Below are 18,228 nucleotides of genomic sequence, written 5' to 3'. Positions count from 1 at the left end.
GTAAAAATTCAGTATTTTCTTCTGTCACTTGTGGCGATGAGCTTTTACAGTGACAGAAGTGTTCTCCCGTATCGGGAGCGACGTTTTTGAGGAAAAACAATGAAAAAAATCGCGATAACCTGTGCGTTAGTCGGCAGCTTTATGGTGAGCAGCGTGTGGGCGGATGCTTCCGGCGATCTGAAAAGCCGTCTGGACAAAGTGAGCAGTTTCCACGCAAGCTTTACCCAAAAAGTGACGGATGGAAGCGGTGCGGCGGTGCAGGAAGGTCAGGGCGATTTGTGGGTCAAGCGTCCAAATCTGTTCAACTGGCATATGACGCAACCCGATGAAAGTGTCCTTGTTTCCGATGGCAAAACATTGTGGTTCTACAACCCGTTTGTTGAGCAGGCCACGGCAACCTGGCTGAAAGATGCCACCAGCAACACCCCCTTTATGCTGATTGCGCGTAACCAGAGTAGCGACTGGCAGCAGTACAATATTCAGCAGAACGGCGATGATTTTGTCCTGACACCAAAAAGCAGCAATGGCAACCTCAAACAGTTCACCATCAACGTTGACCGCGATGGCACCATCCATCAGTTCAGCGCGATTGAGCAGGACGACCAGAAAAGCAGCTACCAGCTAAAAGCCCAGCAAAATGGCTCGGTAGATGCGACTAAGTTTACCTTTACTCCACCCAAAGGCGTGACGGTCGACGATCAACGTAAGTAAGAGGCGTGCGTGAGCAATCTGTCGCTCGATTTTTCCGACAATGCGTTTCAACCACTGGCCGCGCGTATGCGGCCAGAAAATTTGGCGCAATATATAGGTCAGCAACATCTGCTGGCGCCGGGTAAACCCCTACCTCGGGCGATTGAAACCGGTCATCTGCATTCGATGATTTTATGGGGGCCGCCCGGAACGGGAAAAACGACGCTGGCAGAGGTCATAGCACGCTATGCCAGTGCTGATGTTGAACGCATTTCTGCGGTCACGTCAGGCGTAAAAGAGATCCGCGAAGCTATTGAACGTGCACGGCAAAACCGCAATGCGGGGCGTCGCACGATCCTGTTTGTTGATGAAGTCCATCGCTTTAACAAAAGCCAGCAGGATGCCTTTTTACCCCATATTGAAGACGGCACGATCACTTTCATTGGCGCTACCACCGAAAACCCCTCATTTGAACTCAATTCCGCTTTGCTCTCCCGTGCGCGTGTTTATCTGCTGAAATCCCTGACTACAGAAGATATTGAGCAAGTATTAACGCAAGCGATGGAAGATAAGGCGCGGGGCTATGGCGGTCAGGATATCTCTCTGCCGGATGAAACCCGTCGCGCGATTGCGGAACTGGTCAACGGCGACGCGCGCCGTGCGCTCAATACGCTGGAAATGATGGCAGACATGGCCGAGCTGGATGATTCTGGTAAGCGCGTCCTGCAGCCATCGCTCCTGAAGGAGATTGCGGGCGAGCGTAGCGCGCGTTTTGATAACAAAGGCGACCGTTTCTACGATTTAATCTCTGCACTGCATAAGTCGGTGCGCGGTAGCGCGCCGGATGCGGCGTTGTACTGGTATGCACGTATTATCACCGCTGGCGGTGATCCGCTGTATGTGGCGCGCCGCTGTCTGGCCATTGCATCTGAGGATGTTGGCAATGCCGATCCGCGTGCGATGCAGGTTGCCATTTCGGCCTGGGATTGTTTCACGCGTGTGGGGCCTGCTGAGGGTGAGCGGGCCATTGCGCAGGCGATCGTTTACCTGGCGTGTGCCCCGAAAAGTAATGCGGTTTATACCGCCTTTAAAGCCGCCATGGCTGACGCACGTGAGCGTCCGGATTATGATGTTCCCGTCCATTTACGTAATGCACCGACCAAACTGATGAAAGAGATGGGATATGGTCAGGAATACCGCTACGCCCATGACGAACCCAATGCCTATGCGGCTGGCGAGTCATATTTCCCCGAAGAGTTAGCACAAACACGCTATTATCATCCGACAAACAGAGGCCTTGAAGGCAAGATTGGCGAAAAGCTCGCCTGGCTCGCTGAACAGGATCATAAAAGCCCCACAAAACGCTATCGCTGAGAGTGGCGTTGCGGTAATGTTGTCGGTGTATCTCTGTGGCCGCAGGCTGCGGTCGCTTTCTCATTTTTCAATTCGATAAGCACAGGATAAGCATGCTCGATCCCAATCTGCTGCGTACCGAGCCAGACGCAGTCGCAGAAAAACTGGCACGCCGGGGCTTTAAGCTGGATGTAGATAAATTGCGCGCTCTTGAAGAACGTCGCAAAGTTTTGCAGGTAAACACTGAAAACCTGCAGGCAGAGCGTAACTCGCGATCGAAATCCATCGGCCAGGCGAAAGCGCGCGGGGAAGACATTGAGCCATTACGCCTGGAAGTGAACAAACTGGGTGAAGAGCTGGATGCGGCAAAAGCCGAGCTGGAAACGCTGCAGGCGGAAATCCGTGATATCGCGCTGGCGATCCCAAACATTCCGGACGATAGCGTTCCGGTGGGTAAAGATGAAAACGACAACGTTGAAGTGAAACGTTGGGGTACGCCGCGTCAGTTCGACTTTGAAATTCGTGACCATGTTTCGCTCGGCGAGATGCACGCCGGTCTTGATTTTGCTGCAGCGGTTAAACTGACCGGTGCCCGTTTTGTCGTGATGAAAGGTCAGATAGCTCATCTGCACCGTGCGCTGGCGCAGTTTATGATCGATCTGCATACCGAACAGCACGGCTACAGCGAAACCTACGTTCCCTATCTGGTTAACCAGGATACGCTGTACGGTACGGGCCAGTTGCCGAAGTTTGCGGGCGATCTGTTCCATACGCGTCCACTGGAAGAAGAAGCTGACAGCAGTAACTATGCACTGATTCCGACCGCAGAAGTGCCGCTGACCAACCTCGTTCGTGATGAAATCATCGACGAAGATGACTTGCCGATTAAGCTCACAGCGCATTCACCGTGCTTCCGTTCCGAAGCGGGTTCTTATGGTCGTGATACGCGTGGTTTGATCCGTATGCATCAGTTCGACAAAGTCGAAATGGTTCAGATTGTTCGCCCGGAAGATTCTATGGCTGCCCTGGAAGAGATGACCGGTCACGCAGAAAAAGTCCTTGAGCTGCTCGGCCTACCATACCGCCGTGTTGCACTGTGTACGGGTGACATGGGCTTTGGTGCGTGCAAAACCTTCGATCTGGAAGTGTGGGTGCCGGCGCAAAATACCTATCGCGAAATCTCCTCCTGCTCCAACGTCTGGGACTTCCAGGCACGCCGCATGCAGGCTCGTTGCCGTAGCAAATCCGATAAGAAAACCCGACTGGTACACACGCTGAACGGGTCCGGTCTGGCGGTTGGTCGTACGCTGGTCGCCGTGCTGGAAAACTACCAGCAAGCTGACGGTCGTATCGAGATCCCGGAAGTGCTGCGTCCTTATATGCGTGGACTTGAGTACATCGGCTAAGCTCTTACATTATAAAAAGCGCCTGCGGGCGCTTTTTTTTTGCCCATCTTGATTTTCGACAATAAGCCTATTATCAATGAGGTTAATACTCACTTTGCCAGGTCAGAATAAAACGCTAAAAAAATGGAATTGCGCAATATAAGTAATTATATAACGGTTTCATATTCTTAATTCTGTAAGCAAAGTGAGAACATATGAAAATCAAGACCCCCGATACACTACTCGGTGTGGAGGTGAGTCGACGTGGGCTGATGAGAACAACCGCCATTGGCGGGCTCGCGGCGGCAGGAAGCGCCTTCACTTTACCTTTTTCCCGACTCGTCAGCGCCGCTGACGCAATCTCTCCACCTTCCACCAGTGAAAAAGTTATCTGGAGTGCATGTACGGTCAACTGTGGTAGCCGATGCCCGCTGCGCATGCATGTTGTGGATGGCGAAATTAAATATGTAGAAACTGACAACACCGGTGATGACAACTACAAAGGGCTGCATCAGGTTCGCGCCTGTCTGCGTGGCCGCTCAATGCGCCGTCGTGTTTACAACCCCGATCGTCTGAAATATCCGATGAAGCGCGTTGGCAAACGCGGTGAAGGCAAATTCGAGCGAATCAGCTGGGAAGAGGCTTACGACACCATCGCGCAGAATATGACGCGTCTTATTAAAGACTACGGCAACGAATCCATCTATCTGAATTACGGTACTGGCACGCTCGGCGGGACAATGACGCGCTCATGGCCGCCGGGAAAAACGCTGGTGGCACGCCTGATGAACTGTTGTGGCGGTTACCTTAATCATTATGGCGACTATTCCTCGGCACAAATTGCTGCAGGGCTCAATTACACATACGGTGGCTGGGCGGCGGGTAACAGTCCGTCAGATATCGAAAACAGCAAGCTGGTCGTGCTGTTTGGTAACAACCCTGGCGAAACACGCATGAGCGGTGGTGGGGTGACCTATTACCTTGAACAGGCGAGGGCAAAATCGAATGCCCGAATGATCATCGTCGATCCGCGGTATACCGACACCGGCGCCGGGCGCGAAGATGAGTGGATCCCCATTCGTCCCGGTACTGACGCTGCACTGGTAAACGGTATTGCATGGGTACTGATTACGGAAAACCTTGTTGATCAGCCATTCCTCGATAAGTACTGCGTTGGTTATGACGAAAAAACATTGCCTGCCAGTGCGCCTGCTAATGGTCATTACAAAGCCTATATCCTTGGACAAGGCAAAGATGGGGTGGCCAAAACGCCAGAGTGGGCCTCAACCATTACCGGTATTCCAGCAGAACGAATTGTGCAACTGGCACGTGAAATCGGTAGCACCAAACCCGCGTTTATCAGCCAGGGATGGGGGCCACAGCGCCATGCCAACGGTGAGATGGCGACCCGCGCGATTTCAATGCTCGCTATCCTGACGGGCAATGTCGGGATCCATGGTGGCAACAGCGGCGCGCGCGAGGGGTCATATGATCTGCCATTCGAACGAATGCCAACACTGGACAATCCGGTTCAAACCAGCATTTCCATGTTTTTGTGGACGGATGCCATTGAGCGAGGGCCTGAGATGACGGCGCTGCGCGATGGTGTACGCGGCAAAGATAAGCTGGACGTACCGATTAAGATGATCTGGAACTATGCCGGTAATTGCCTCATCAATCAGCATTCGGATATCAACCGCACGCACGACATCCTGCAGGATGATAAAAAATGCGAGCTGATTGTGGTGATTGATTGCCATATGACGTCATCGGCAAAATATGCCGATATTTTGCTGCCAGATTGTACGGCGTCTGAGCAGATGGATTTCGCGCTGGATGCGTCCTCCGGTAATATGTCTTACGTCATTTTTAATGATCAGGTCATCAAGCCTCGTTTCGAGTGTAAAACCATCTATGACATGATGTCCGGGCTGGCAAAACGTCTTGGCGTTGAGCAGCAGTTTACCGAAGGTCGCACGCAGGAAGAGTGGATGCGCCACTTGCACGCACTTTCACGCAAAGCAATCCCGAATTTGCCTGATTTTGATACGTTACGTCAGCAGGGAATGTTCAAACAGCGCGATCCGGATGGGCATTATGTTGCTTACAAAGGGTTCCGCGATGATCCTCAGGCCAACCCGCTGACCACACCGTCAGGCAAGATCGAGATCTATTCAGAAGCGCTGGCAACGATCGCAGCAACCTGGGAATTGCCGGAGGGAGATGTTATCGACCCGTTGCCGATTTATACCCCAGGCTTCGAGAATTACAACGATCCACTGAATAAAACATTCCCCTTACAGCTTACTGGCTTCCACTACAAATCCCGCACGCACTCGACCTATGGCAACGTTGATGTATTGAAAGCGTCCTGTCGTCAGGAGATGTGGATCAACCCGATTGATGCGCGCAAACGTGAGATAAACAACGGTGACCGCGTACGTATTTTTAACGATCGCGGTGAAGTTCATATCGAAGCGAAAGTCACACCGCGCATGATGCCAGGTGTTGTCGCGCTGAGTGAAGGGGCCTGGTATGCGCCGGATGCGAAAGGTATAGACCAGGCTGGTAGCATTAACGTCCTGACAACGCAGCGTCCTTCGCCGCTGGCGAAAGGTAACCCGTCGCACACTAACCTTGTTCAGGTCGAGAAGGCGTAAGGAGTAAGAGATGGCTACGCAATATGGATTTTATATTGACTCCGCACGCTGCACCGGCTGCAAAACCTGTGAGCTGGCGTGTAAGGATTACAAGAACTTAACCCCGGATGTCAGCTTCCGCCGCATTTATGAATACGCGGGCGGAGACTGGCAGGAAGATAACGGCGTCTGGCACCAGAACGTTTTCGCCTATTACCTCTCCATCGCCTGTAACCACTGCGAGGATCCGGCCTGTACCAAAGTCTGCCCCAGCGGGGCGATGCACAAACGCGAAGATGGCTTTGTGGTGGTGGACGAAGATATCTGCATCGGTTGCCGTTACTGCCATATGGCCTGCCCGTACGGCGCGCCGCAGTTCAACGCCGAAAAAGGGCACATGACCAAGTGCGACGGCTGCTACAGTCGCGTCGCCGAGGGGCATAAACCCATTTGTGTGGAATCCTGTCCGCTGCGTGCGCTGGATTTCGGCCCGATTGAAGAGCTGCGCAAAAAACACGGTGAGCTGGCGGCTGTCGCCCCGCTCCCGGCGTCGCACTTCACGAAGCCGTGCATTGTGATTAAACCTAACGCCAACAGCCGCCCGACAGGAGATACCACCGGCTATCTGGCAAATCCGCTGGAGGTGTGAGATGGGAAACGGATGGCATGAATGGCCGCTGATGATCTTCACTGTCCTTGGTCAGTGTGTGGTGGGTGGGTTCATTGTACTGGCTGTGGCGCTTATGAAAGGCGATGATCATTTTCAGGCGCAGCAACGTATTGTTCGCGTGATGTTTGGTCTGTGGGTACTCATGGGTATTGGTTTTATCGCATCAATGCTCCACCTCGGCACGCCAATGCGGGCGCTGAACTCCCTTAACCGGATCGGCTCTTCGGCGTTGAGCAATGAAATCGCCGCGGGGGCGTTGTTTTTTGCTGTTGGCGGTATCGGCTGGCTGCTGGCTTTGGCGGGTAAACTGTCACAGGGGGGGCGCCAGTTGTGGCTGATTGTGACGGCAGTGCTGGGGGTGGTGTTTGTCTGGATGATGGTGCGTGTGTACAACACCATTGATACGGTACCGACCTGGTATACTGTCTGGACGCCGCTCAGTTTCTTCCTGACGCTGTTTATTGGAGGCCCGCTACTCGGTTATTTATTGCTGCGTATGGCGGGGGTTGAGGGGTGGGCAATGCGTCTGTTGCCAGTGATTACCTTACTCGCGCTGGTTGCCAGCACGGTTGTTGTGCTGATGCAGGGCAGTGAACTTGCCTCCATTCACAGTTCTATCCAGCAGGCCTCTGCATTGGTGCCGGATTATGGGTCATTAATGGCATGGCGCGTCGTTGCGCTGGTCCTGGCTGTAGGATGCTGGGTTGCGCCGCAGCTCAAAGGCCACTACCCTGCGATTCCGCTACTGAGTCTGGCATTTGTCCTGGTCGTGGTGGGAGAGATGATTGGTCGCGGTGTCTTTTACGGCTTGCACATGACCGTGGGTATGGCAGTGGCAGGCTAACGTTGTAACCGCCGGGGCGGAAGTCCCGGCTTTTCAGGCTTTTTTCGCTGAAAATCATCATGAATTTTTTCGACTGAACACTACCAACGTATTCCAGACATAAGCCTTTCTAATCAATCAGGTAGTTAAACTTTTAACCTGACGGAAAGTCCGCTGGATTAGTTTTCTATATCGTCCCGCCGTAAAACCAGTCGACGGCCAAAAGTGGCAGATTGACAATGTTTTTACCAGTGGCATGATGCGCACGAATCTTGAACTTCCTCACGGTTTTTTATCCATGCCCACTTATACCCGCCCAGTGCTTTTGTTGCTCTGTGGCCTGCTGTTGTTGACGCTGGCGATTGCAGTATTAAACACGCTCGTCCCGCTTTGGCTCGCCCATGAAAATATGCCTACCTGGCAGGTTGGTATGGTCGGCTCTTCCTATTTTACTGGCAACTTACTGGGCACGCTGTTGACGGGGCGTTTGATCCAGCGGCTTGGGTTTAACCGCAGCTATTACATCGCATCCATTATTTTTGCGGTTGGCTGCGCTGGGCTGGGGTTGAACGTAGGCTTCTGGAGCTGGCTTAGCTGGCGTTTCGTTGCGGGTATCGGTTGCGCAATGATTTGGGTTGTGGTGGAAAGTGCGTTGATGTGCAGTGGCACATCCCGTAATCGCGGGCGCTTACTGGCGGCCTATATGATGGTCTATTACGTGGGCACGGTGCTTGGTCAGTTGATGGTGAGCAAACTTTCTACTGAATTGATGCATGTACTGCCCTGGGCCGTGGGGTTAATACTGGCGGGAATTTTGCCGTTACTCTTCACACGCATTATGGAACAGCGCGATGAATCTCATGCAACTACGGCTATCTGGCCTATGTTCCGCTTGCGCCAGGCGCGCCTTGGCGTCAACGGTTGCATTATTTCCGGGATCATTCTGGGCTCCTTGTATGGGTTGATGCCGCTTTATCTGAACCATAAGGGCATCAGTGATGCGGGGATTGGGTTCTGGATGGCGTTAATGGTGAGTTCCGGTATCATCGGACAGTGGCCAATTGGCCGTCTGGCCGATCGTTTTGGCCGGCTGCTGGTGCTGCGCGTTCAGGTTTTTGTTGTGATCCTTGGCTGTTTCGCAATGCTGAGCAATGCGGCAATGGCTCCGGCATTATTTGTGTTGGGGACGGCTGGTTTTACGCTTTACCCGGTGGCGATGGCATGGGCTTGCGAAAAAGTCGAGTACCACCAACTGGTGGCGATGAACCAGGCTTTGCTGCTGAGCTATACGGTAGGCAGCCTTTCAGGACCAACGCTGACGGCGATGTTGATGCAAAGCTATTCCGATAGCCTGCTGTTTATCATGATTGCCAGCGTGTCATTTATCTATCTGCTGATGTTGATGCGCAAAGTGGGTCAGCATCCAACGCCAGTGGCCCATGCCTGATGTTAAGCCTGCATGCGCGGGCTTTTTCTCTTTGCAGATGAAAATCCTCCATTATGGGAGTTGTCCCTATTGTGACCCGTCGAATACCTCAGATATTCTGCGCCTGGACTCACTTTAAGAAGGCTTCCATCATGATGTCTTTACGTCGTTTCAGTACTGCCGCATTGGCTGTTTTTCTCGCGTGTTCCCTCGTATCAATACCTGCTATGGCTAATCCCGGTAATGGGAATGGTAATGGCGGAGGGCAGGGCAATAGCGGCAACCATGGTAATGCCGGCTCGCATGGTGATAACGGAAATCATTCGTCAAATAATCAACACAAATCCGCTAAACAAAAAGACGGTAATGATGTTTCAGTGAATGTCAGCTACGACCGTGCACGTACGCTGGCTGTGAATTATGGCCTAACGGGCTATGATTCTTTGCCGCCGGGAATCGCAAAAAACGTTGCGCGCGGTAAAGCATTACCTCCCGGTATTGCGAAGAAGACGGTGCCAGCGCCGATGCTGGGGCAGTTACCTTCTTATCCGGGATATGAATGGCGTATTGTGGGCGACGATTTAGTGTTAGTGGCGCTGAGCACTGCCGTGGTAACGGCAATGATTAATGGTGTATTCAAATAAAATAATAACGCCCGGGAAAACCGGGCGTTATTATTTAAATCAGTACATCACCTTATGACCATATTGTTCCAGGATGCCTTTTACGCGTTCCATGGTCTCTTTCTTCGGTGGATGAACACCATCCAGTTTGTACTCTTCACCCATCGCCACCCATTTGTGTTTACCCAACTCGTGGTAAGGCAGCAGTTCGATTTTTTCGACATTGCCCATATCGCGGGTAAATTCACCGAGGCGGTGCGCAGAGTCGTCATCGTCAGACCAGCCTGGTACAACAACGTAGCGGATCCAGACCTTAATATTTTTATTCGCGAGATATTTTGCGAACTCCAGCGTACGGTGGTTAGAGACACCTACCAGATCCTGATGAATTTCATCGTTCATCTGTTTGAGATCGAGCATCACCAGATCAGTTACTTCCAGTAACTCATCAATCACTGGATCGTAACGGCGAACAAAGCCGTTAGTATCGAGACAGGTATGAATACCCTCTTTTTTGCAGGCTCGGAACCAGTCGCGGACAAACTCCGCCTGCAAAATAGCTTCCCCACCGGAAGCAGTCACGCCGCCGCCGGATGCATTCATAAAGTGACGATAGGTCACGACATCTTTCATCAGATCTTCGACGGTGATCTCTTTACCGCCATGGGTGTCCCAGGTATCGCGGTTATGGCAATACAGGCAACGCATCAGGCAGCCCTGGAAGAAGGTAATAAAGCGGATACCCGGGCCATCAACGGTACCACAGGATTCAAAGGAGTGGATGCGACCAATAACTGACATTGCGGTGTTTTCTCCAGATGTGGCCCATCCGGGGCCTGTATTGATGCACAGCTCACCGGCTGTGTTTAAGTCTATTTTGGCTGATATCCATCGTTTTAGTATAGATATCTGGCAAAGCAGACTGGAGAGGGTGTTAAAAAGGCCCCACTTGCGTGGAGCCTTTATTGTACGCTTTTTAAATCGCGATTTCAGTCAATACCCATCGTCTTTCAGGCTGCATCTTTGTGGGCTTCGTTTACTCACCCGAATCACTTACGTGAGTAAGTTCATCGGGATTCGCGCCCTTGCCGCCTTGATGTAACCCGAAATCCATTGGGTGACACCCATTACATGGTCTGAGTGAAAGTACGAGTGATAACGTCCTGCTGCTGTTCTTTAGTCAGGGAGTTAAAACGTACTGCGTAGCCAGATACACGGATGGTCAACTGCGGATATTTTTCCGGGTGTTCCATCGCATCGAGCAACATTTCGCGGTTCATCACGTTCACGTTCAGGTGCTGACCACCTTCGATGGACGCTTCGTGGTGGAAGTAACCATCCATCAGACCCGCGAGGTTAGTTTTACGCACTTCATCGTCTTTACCCAGCGCGTTCGGAACGATAGAGAAGGTGTAAGAGATACCATCTTTAGCGTAAGCAAACGGCAGTTTAGCAACGGAGGTCAGAGAGGCGACAGCACCTTTCTGGTCACGACCGTGCATCGGGTTAGCACCTGGTCCGAACGGCGCACCTGCGCGACGACCGTCTGGGGTGTTACCGGTTTTCTTACCATACACAACGTTAGAAGTGATGGTCAGAACAGACTGTGTCGGGATAGCGTTACGGTAAGTAGTCAGTTTCTGAATTTTCTTCATGAAACGTTCTACCAGGTCAACCGCCAGGTCATCTACACGTGCATCGTTGTTACCGAACTGCGGGTATTCGCCTTCGATTTCGAAGTCGACAGCCAGACCGTCTTCATCACGAATCGGTTTAACTTTCGCATATTTGATAGCAGACAGGGAGTCGGCAGCAACGGACAGACCTGCGATACCACACGCCATGGTACGGATAACGTCACGGTCATGCAGCGCCATCAGAGAAGCTTCGTAGCTGTATTTGTCGTGCATGTAATGGATAACGTTCAGCGCAGTGACGTACTGTTTAGCCAGCCAGTCCATGAAGTGATCCATGCGGTCCATCACTTCATCGAAGTGCAGTACATCGCCTTTGATCGGTTCAGATTTAGGACCAACCTGCATTTTCAGTTTTTCATCAACGCCGCCGTTGATGGCATACAGCATGGTTTTCGCCAGGTTAGCGCGAGCACCGAAGAACTGCATTTGTTTACCAACAACCATCGGGCTTACGCAGCAAGCGATAGCGTAGTCATCGTTGTTGAAGTCAGGACGCATCAGATCATCGTTCTCATACTGCAGAGAAGAGGTATCGATGGAGACTTTCGCAGCGAATTTCTTGAAGTTCAGTGGCAGTTTTTCAGACCACAGAATGGTGATGTTCGGCTCCGGAGACGGCCCCATGGTGTACAGGGTGTTCAGGAAGCGGAAGCTGTTTTTGGTCACCAGCGTACGGCCGTCAACGCCCATACCGCCGATAGATTCAGTTGCCCAAATCGGGTCGCCAGAGAACAGTTCATCATACTCAGGGGTACGCAGGAAGCGGACCATACGCAGTTTCATGACCAGGTGGTCAACCATTTCCTGCGCTTCTTGTTCGGTGATTTTGCCGGCTTTCAGGTCGCGCTCGATGAACACGTCGAGGAAGGTAGCGGTACGACCGAAGGACATTGCTGCGCCGTTCTGGGATTTAACAGCAGCCAGGTAGCCGAAGTAAGTCCACTGGATAGCTTCCTGAGCGGTAGTAGCCGGGCCAGAGATATCGCAACCGTATTTAGCGGCCATCTCTTTGATCTGACCCAGAGCACGATGCTGTTCAGCGATTTCTTCACGCAGACGGATAGTCGCTTCCAGGTTTACGCCGTTTTCCATGTCAGATTGCAGAGACAGGAACTGGGCGTATTTGTCTTTCATCAGGAAGTCGATACCGTACAGTGCAACGCGACGGTAGTCACCGATGATACGGCCACGGCCATAGGCATCCGGCAGGCCGGTCAGCACGCCAGATTTACGGCAGTTCAGGATGTCTTTGGTGTAAACATCAAAAACGCCCTGGTTATGCGTTTTGCGGTATTCAGTGAAGATTTTTTTCAGGGCCGGATCCAGCTCGCGGTTGTACGCTTTGCAGGAACCTTCAACCATTTTGATACCACCGAACGGGATAATCGCACGTTTCAGCGGTGCTTCAGTCTGCAGACCAACGATTTTCTCAAGCGCTTTGTTGATGTAGCCAGCATCGTGAGAGGTGATGGTAGAAGCAACAGAGGTGTCGAAGTCAACAGGCGCGTGAGTGCGGTTTTCCTGTTTAACGCCTTCCATTACTTTGTCCCACAGCGTGGTGGTCGCGTCGGTTGCGCCAGCCAGGAAGGACTCGTCACCCTCGTAAGGGGTATAGTTTTTCTGGATAAAGTCGCGTACGTTGACTTCTTTCTGCCAGTCACCTTTCGCAAAACCTTCCCAGGCTGTGGCTAACTTTTCATTAAGCTCGGACATGTAACACCTACCTTCTTAAGTGGATTTTTTATTTACTGCCTGAAACAACCATCAATTAATGATGATTATCGCCACGCAGGTAAATGACCCAGTATGTCAACCCAACTAACAATCCTCCACCAATGATATTCCCAATTGTTACCGGAATCAGATTATCGGTGATGAAATTTGCAATAGTCAGGTGAGAAAAACTTTCCGGGCTGGAACCGATAGCGGTCCAGAACTCCGGGCTCGCAAAGTGACGGATTACGATACCCATCGGAATCATAAACATGTTTGCGATACTGTGCTCAAAACCGCTGGCAACAAACATGGCCACCGGCAGAACCATAATCAGGGCTTTATCGGTCAGACTGCGACCTGAGTAGCTCATCCATACGGCCAGACAGACCATCAGGTTCGCCAAAATACCCAGTGCGACAGCTTCAATAAAGGTATGGTGCAGTTTGTGATCGGCTGTTTGCAGGACATTCAAGCCCCAGCCACCATTTGCTACCATATATTCGCCGGACAACCACATCAGCAGCACGAAGAGCAATGCACCAATCAGGTTACCGATGTAGACGTTTACCCAGTTACGAGCCAACTGGCCCCAGGTGATACGTCCACTGGCTTTCGCCACCACGATCAACACCGTTGATGTGAAAAGGTCTGCGCCGCAGATGACGCAAAGAATTAACCCTAATGAGAAGCATATCCCACCAACCAGTTTAGCCATGCCGTACGGCATTGATGCTGTCCCAGTGGTGGCAGTAATATAAAAAACAAACGCGATGGAGATAAAGACACCTGCTGTAATCGCCAAAAAGAACGTTGTCAGCGGTTTCTTTGTTGCTTTGTAGACACCTGCTTCTTCGGCAACTTTGGCCATCGCAGCTGGAAGTATTAGATCAAAAGGGTTGTCAGCTTTCACACTAACTCTCTCTTTATTTAAGTCGGCGACGAGATACTAACAAAGCATTATAGAAGAGAATTTGATATGGATCATATCTCGCCTGGCTTATAGGACCGCAAAGTGCATGGTTTTTCAGCAAATGCGGAGTAACTTGTTGATTATCAAAATAAAAATAAAGTTTAAAATTTGCAATTACAGTTGAATTTTTTTATAAGGCCTCCCGCACAACGGTTAATTAAAATGGAGTAATTGCCATAAAGAGTAACAATAATCCCTGGGTTTATATAAATATATTCACCCATGGTTAACTTAATTATTACAATTGGCACTCATTGCCGAAATATAAATAAAAAGGGGCAATGAAATTGCCCCGTAATATAACGTAGACCTGTGATTAAGCCTACAGATTGTCGTGTTACTTGTCGTTAATTCGACCAAAAGGCACGTTTGGCCCGTTGTAATTTTTCGTAAGCGGCTAACAACGCCTGATGCGCCGGGAACGCCTTCAACGACCCCTCCGCCGCCTGCAGACCATAGAAGGGCGCTTCACCGCTAAGTGCCGCGCTTGCAGCTTCAACCGCATCCGCGCCATACATGCGCACAAAAGCGTTCAGATATTGCAGCGGCTGGCGCTCTTCTTCCTGAGATAATTGCAGCAACGTTTGCAGGCAGCGGTAGTAATTGATGCGCTCAGCGGTGAATACCGAACCGTTGAATTCAATGGTCCACTCCGTCCAGGAGAGCGCCTGATCCAGGTCACCACCCGCCAGCGCGAGCATGGCTTTCAGTTCGCCAATACGCAGCGTAAACCAGCCATTGTCTTTACCGGTCGCCACGCCAAGCAACTCACGCACGCGAGTGAAATCATCGTGGCCTTCTTCATCAAGCTGTTCGATAAGATTCAGATAATCTTCTTTTTCCCACTCGCTACCTGGCAGTGAGAGAATCGTTTCGCGCAGATGGCTACCCATGCTGTTGTTTGCCAGCCAGAGATCTTCTGCCGGATAAATATCGGACATACCCGGAACCAGAATACGGCAGGCATAGACGCCCAGATGCTCGTAGTCGGCGATGTACACTTCTTTATCTTCAGCCCTGAAGATAGCCATCAGGGTGGCAAACTCTTCTTCGGTTGTCCCGGCAAAGCTCCAGTCAGCAAACGGGTAGTCCGCATCTTGCTTAAAGAGGTCCCAGGAGATCGAACCGCTGGAGTCGATAAAGTGCGTTTCGAGGTTGGTATGTTCTGCAACTTCTTCATCGTCAAACGTCGGCGGGGTAAAGACATCCAGATCTTTCAGGCTACGACCTTGCAGCAGTTCCGTCACGGTACGTTCCAGCGCCACGCCAAAGTCCGGATGTGCGCCGAAAGAGGCGAAACAGGTACCGTTAGCCGGGTTAAACAGGACAACGCAAATGACCGGATATTGACCACCCAGCGAGCCGTCATAAGCAAAGATCGGAAAACCTTCGGCTTCCAGCTTCTCAATGGATGCTACAACGCCTGGGTAACGTGCGAGAACATCTGCCGGGATTTCAGGCAAACTGATACGTTCGCTGATAATGCGGTTTTTAATATGACGTTCAAAAACCTCTGACAGTCCCTGTACGCGCGCTTCATTACGGGTATTACCCGCTGACATGCCATTAGATACATACAGGTTACCGACGATATTCATTGGAATATAGACGGTTTGTTCATCTGACTGGCGGGTAAAGGGGAGGGCGCAAATCCCGCGAGCTTCGTTGCCGGACTGCAGATCGATCAGCATACCTGCCGTCAGTTCGTTTTCCGGATCGTAAAATTCACGCAGGCGCGGATCGAGAATGCCTTCCGGCAGTGTGTCGTCTTCGGTCAGCGTGAACCACTTTTCATTCGGATAATGGACAAATGGACCGTTAGCCACGTCATCACCCAGCCAGAAATCGGCAAAGAAATAGTTGGTGGACAGACGCTCAAAATATTCACCCAGCGCAGATGCCAGCGCTGCCTTTTTGGTTGCGCCTTTACCGTTGGTAAAGCACAGCGCGCAGTCTTTATCGCGAATATGCACGGACCAGACGTTAGGTACCGGGTTCAGCCAGGAAGCCTCTTCAATATTGAAGCCGAGGTCGAGCAGTTTTTGCTGGAAGCGAGCGATGGAATCTTCCAGTGCGGCGTCTTTGCCGGGGATATAGGTTTGCGTCATAGCAGTCACTTTTTTGTACGTAAAGCGGGCAATGATACGGGTTTTACGTGACTGACGCTATCTTTGGGGGCTGACCTGCGAAAATAAAACTTTTGACTATCATTAATGGATCTAACTTATTGTTCGGACATAAAAAAATGAAAGCGTTTGATCTCCACCGCATGGCGCTGGATAAGGTTCCTCTGGAGTTTCTTGGCGAAGTTGCGCTTCGCAGCCTTTATACCTTTGTTTTGGTCTTTATATTTCTCAAAATCACAGGGCGACGTGGTGTGCGTCAGATGTCGCTCTTTGAGGTACTGATCATTCTGACGTTAGGCTCAGCGGCAGGCGACGTTGCGTTTTATGACGATGTGCCAATGCTTCCGGTACTGGTGGTATTTGTTACCCTCGCGGTACTGTACCGCCTGGTGATGTGGTTCATGACGCACAGTGAGAAACTGGAAGATATGCTGGAAGGAAAGCCCGCCATCATCATTCATGAAGGGGAATTTGTCTGGGAGAAATTAGATAAGCAGAACATGACGGAATTTGAATTCTTTATGGAGCTACGCATTCGCGGCGTTGATCATCTGGGACAGGTGAGGCTGGCCATCCTGGAGACCAATGGTGAACTGAGCGTCTTTTACTATACCGATGAAGATGTAAAACCGGGGCTGTGTATTTTACCGAAGGCGTTTTCTGAACGTTTCACTACCGTACCTGAGGCGGGAGACTACGCCTGTGTTCAATGCAGTAAAATCATGGCCATGCCGGCGGGCTGCCATCAATTGTGCCCACGCTGCGCAAATCCAGAATGGTCGAAGGCCAGCCGGGGAATTCGGGTAACGTGATAGCCATTATGTCGGTTTTATGACGATTAGGCGGAAGAATGTTTTGTGTGACAATGACCGCATTTTTCGGGTCATAAGTTTTAGACATTGCGGCGCGTGTCACTGAATGATAAAACCGATATCCACTGTTATAACTTATTGCTTTTAGCGTGGTGAGGGGAAATGGCTCAGGTCTTTAATTTCAGTTCAGGTCCGGCAATGTTACCGGCGGATGTGCTTAAACAGGCTCAACAGGAACTCTGTGACTGGCACGGTCTTGGTACATCGGTGATGGAAATCAGCCACCGTGGTAAAGAATTTATTCAGGTGGCTGAGGAAGCAGAAAAGGATTTTCGCGATCTGCTGAATATTCCCTCGAACTACAAAGTTTTGTTCTGCCATGGCGGTGGTCGTGGTCAGTTTGCCGGTATCCCGTTGAACATTCTGGGGAATAAAACCACTGCAGATTATGTTGATGCAGGTTACTGGGCGGCGAGTGCAATCAAAGAAGCAAAAAAATACTGCTCCCCAAATGTTATCGACGCAAAAATCTCTGTAGAGGGGCTGCGTGGCGTGAAGCCGATGAGCGAGTGGCAACTGAGCGATAACAGCGCTTACTTGCACTTCTGCCCGAACGAAACCATTGACGGTATTGCCATCAATGAAACGCCGAACTTTGCGTCCGATGTGGTGGTAACGGCAGATCTCTCTTCCACTATTCTGTCCACTCCGCTGGATGTTTCCCGCTACGGCGTGATTTATGCAGGTGCGCAGAAAAATATCGGCCCGGCGGGCTTAACGCTGGTTATCGTTCGTGAGGATCTGCTGGGTAAAGCGCATCAATCTTGCCCTTCTATTCTGGATTACACCATCCTTGCACAAAACGATTCCATGTTTAACACGCCGCCGACATTTGCCTGGTATCTGGCTGGTCTCGTCTTCAAATGGCTGAAAAACAATGGCGGCGTTGCAGCCATGGACCGTATTAATCAGCAAAAAGCTGACCTGCTCTACGGTGTGATTGATAGTAGCGATTTCTATCGTAACGATGTTGCCAAAGCGAACCGTTCTCGGATGAACGTTCCGTTCCAGTTGGCTGACAACGCGCTCGACAAAATTTTTCTGGAAGAGTCACTGGCGGCAGGGCTGCATGCACTGAAAGGTCACCGCGTTGTCGGTGGCATGCGTGCTTCTATCTATAACGCAATGCCGCTGGAAGGCGTAAAAGCGCTGACCGACTTTATGGCTGACTTCGAGCGTCGCCACGGCTAAATTTGGCTTGCCTCGTACCCCGTAGCCTGGCTGCGGGGTTTTTTATT

14 protein-coding genes are annotated in these 18,228 nt (G+C 51.2%); 10 read left to right on the top strand and 4 right to left on the bottom strand.

Annotated features, from left to right (window positions below):
• Positions 1 to 99: 99 nt before the first annotated feature.
• The 8 genes from lolA to AB182_RS16575 all read left to right on the top strand — a co-directional run bounded on the left by lolA (position 100) and on the right by AB182_RS16575 (position 9,630).
• On the top strand, positions 100 to 711 hold the full coding sequence (lolA, locus tag AB182_RS16610) for an outer membrane lipoprotein chaperone LolA (protein ID WP_047371065.1): 612 nt from the start codon (positions 100 to 102) through the stop codon (positions 709 to 711).
• 9 nt (positions 712 to 720) lie between these two features.
• Positions 721 to 2,064 carry a replication-associated recombination protein RarA gene (gene rarA / locus AB182_RS16605; RefSeq protein WP_047371064.1) on the top strand — a complete coding sequence of 448 codons (1,344 nt, stop codon included), beginning with the start codon at positions 721 to 723 and terminating at the stop codon, positions 2,062 to 2,064.
• 92 nt (positions 2,065 to 2,156) lie between these two features.
• Positions 2,157 to 3,449 (top strand): serine--tRNA ligase, encoded by a 1,293-nt coding sequence (serS, locus tag AB182_RS16600; RefSeq protein WP_047371063.1) that lies wholly within the window; start codon positions 2,157 to 2,159, stop codon positions 3,447 to 3,449.
• A 194-nt stretch (positions 3,450 to 3,643) separates the two neighbouring features.
• Positions 3,644 to 6,088, top strand: a complete 2,445-nt coding sequence (gene dmsA / locus AB182_RS16595; protein WP_047371062.1) for a dimethylsulfoxide reductase subunit A — start codon at positions 3,644 to 3,646, stop codon at positions 6,086 to 6,088.
• A 10-nt stretch (positions 6,089 to 6,098) separates the two neighbouring features.
• Entirely contained in the window at positions 6,099 to 6,716 is a 618-nt protein-coding gene (locus tag AB182_RS16590; protein ID WP_047371061.1) for a DMSO/selenate family reductase complex B subunit, read from the top strand.
• Position 6,717: 1 nt separating this feature from the next.
• Positions 6,718 to 7,581 carry a dimethyl sulfoxide reductase anchor subunit family protein gene (locus tag AB182_RS16585; RefSeq protein WP_047371060.1) on the top strand — a complete coding sequence of 288 codons (864 nt, stop codon included), beginning with the start codon at positions 6,718 to 6,720 and terminating at the stop codon, positions 7,579 to 7,581.
• A 277-nt stretch (positions 7,582 to 7,858) separates the two neighbouring features.
• Positions 7,859 to 9,007, top strand: a complete 1,149-nt coding sequence (locus AB182_RS16580) for an MFS transporter (protein WP_047371059.1) — start codon at positions 7,859 to 7,861, stop codon at positions 9,005 to 9,007.
• A gap of 134 nt (positions 9,008 to 9,141) precedes the next feature.
• Positions 9,142 to 9,630, top strand: a complete 489-nt coding sequence (locus AB182_RS16575) for an anti-virulence regulator CigR family protein (RefSeq protein WP_047373335.1) — start codon at positions 9,142 to 9,144, stop codon at positions 9,628 to 9,630.
• Between the two features lie 39 nt (positions 9,631 to 9,669).
• Here AB182_RS16575 and pflA read toward each other — a convergent pair whose 3' ends face one another.
• The 4 genes from pflA to ycaO all read right to left on the bottom strand — a co-directional run bounded on the left by pflA (position 9,670) and on the right by ycaO (position 16,100).
• Positions 9,670 to 10,410, bottom strand: coding sequence for a pyruvate formate lyase 1-activating protein (pflA, locus tag AB182_RS16570; RefSeq protein ID WP_039078540.1), 741 nt, complete (start codon positions 10,408 to 10,410; stop codon positions 9,670 to 9,672).
• Positions 10,411 to 10,736: 326 nt separating this feature from the next.
• On the bottom strand, positions 10,737 to 13,019 hold the full coding sequence (gene pflB / locus AB182_RS16565; RefSeq protein WP_047371058.1) for a formate C-acetyltransferase: 2,283 nt from the start codon (positions 13,017 to 13,019) through the stop codon (positions 10,737 to 10,739).
• A gap of 55 nt (positions 13,020 to 13,074) precedes the next feature.
• Positions 13,075 to 13,932: a formate transporter FocA gene (focA, locus tag AB182_RS16560; protein WP_039078542.1), complete on the bottom strand. Its 858-nt coding sequence runs from the start codon at positions 13,930 to 13,932 to the stop codon at positions 13,075 to 13,077.
• Positions 13,933 to 14,339: 407 nt separating this feature from the next.
• Positions 14,340 to 16,100, bottom strand: coding sequence for a 30S ribosomal protein S12 methylthiotransferase accessory factor YcaO (gene ycaO, locus AB182_RS16555; protein ID WP_047371057.1), 1,761 nt, complete (start codon positions 16,098 to 16,100; stop codon positions 14,340 to 14,342).
• Between the two features lie 137 nt (positions 16,101 to 16,237).
• Here ycaO and AB182_RS16550 point away from each other — a divergent pair, with 137 nt between their 5' ends.
• Positions 16,238 to 16,930, top strand: coding sequence for a DUF421 domain-containing protein (locus tag AB182_RS16550; RefSeq protein WP_047373334.1), 693 nt, complete (start codon positions 16,238 to 16,240; stop codon positions 16,928 to 16,930).
• Positions 16,931 to 17,092: 162 nt separating this feature from the next.
• Complete coding sequence (gene serC / locus AB182_RS16545; RefSeq protein ID WP_047371056.1) at positions 17,093 to 18,181, top strand: 3-phosphoserine/phosphohydroxythreonine transaminase; 1,089 nt, start codon at positions 17,093 to 17,095, stop codon at positions 18,179 to 18,181.
• Positions 18,182 to 18,228 lie beyond the last annotated feature (47 nt).

The organism is Phytobacter ursingii (genome assembly GCF_001022135.1).
In the GTDB taxonomy this organism is placed as follows: domain Bacteria; phylum Pseudomonadota; class Gammaproteobacteria; order Enterobacterales; family Enterobacteriaceae; genus Phytobacter; species Phytobacter ursingii.
Note: the sequence above shows the minus strand (reverse complement) of the source record. Positions and strands in the feature narration are given on the sequence as shown.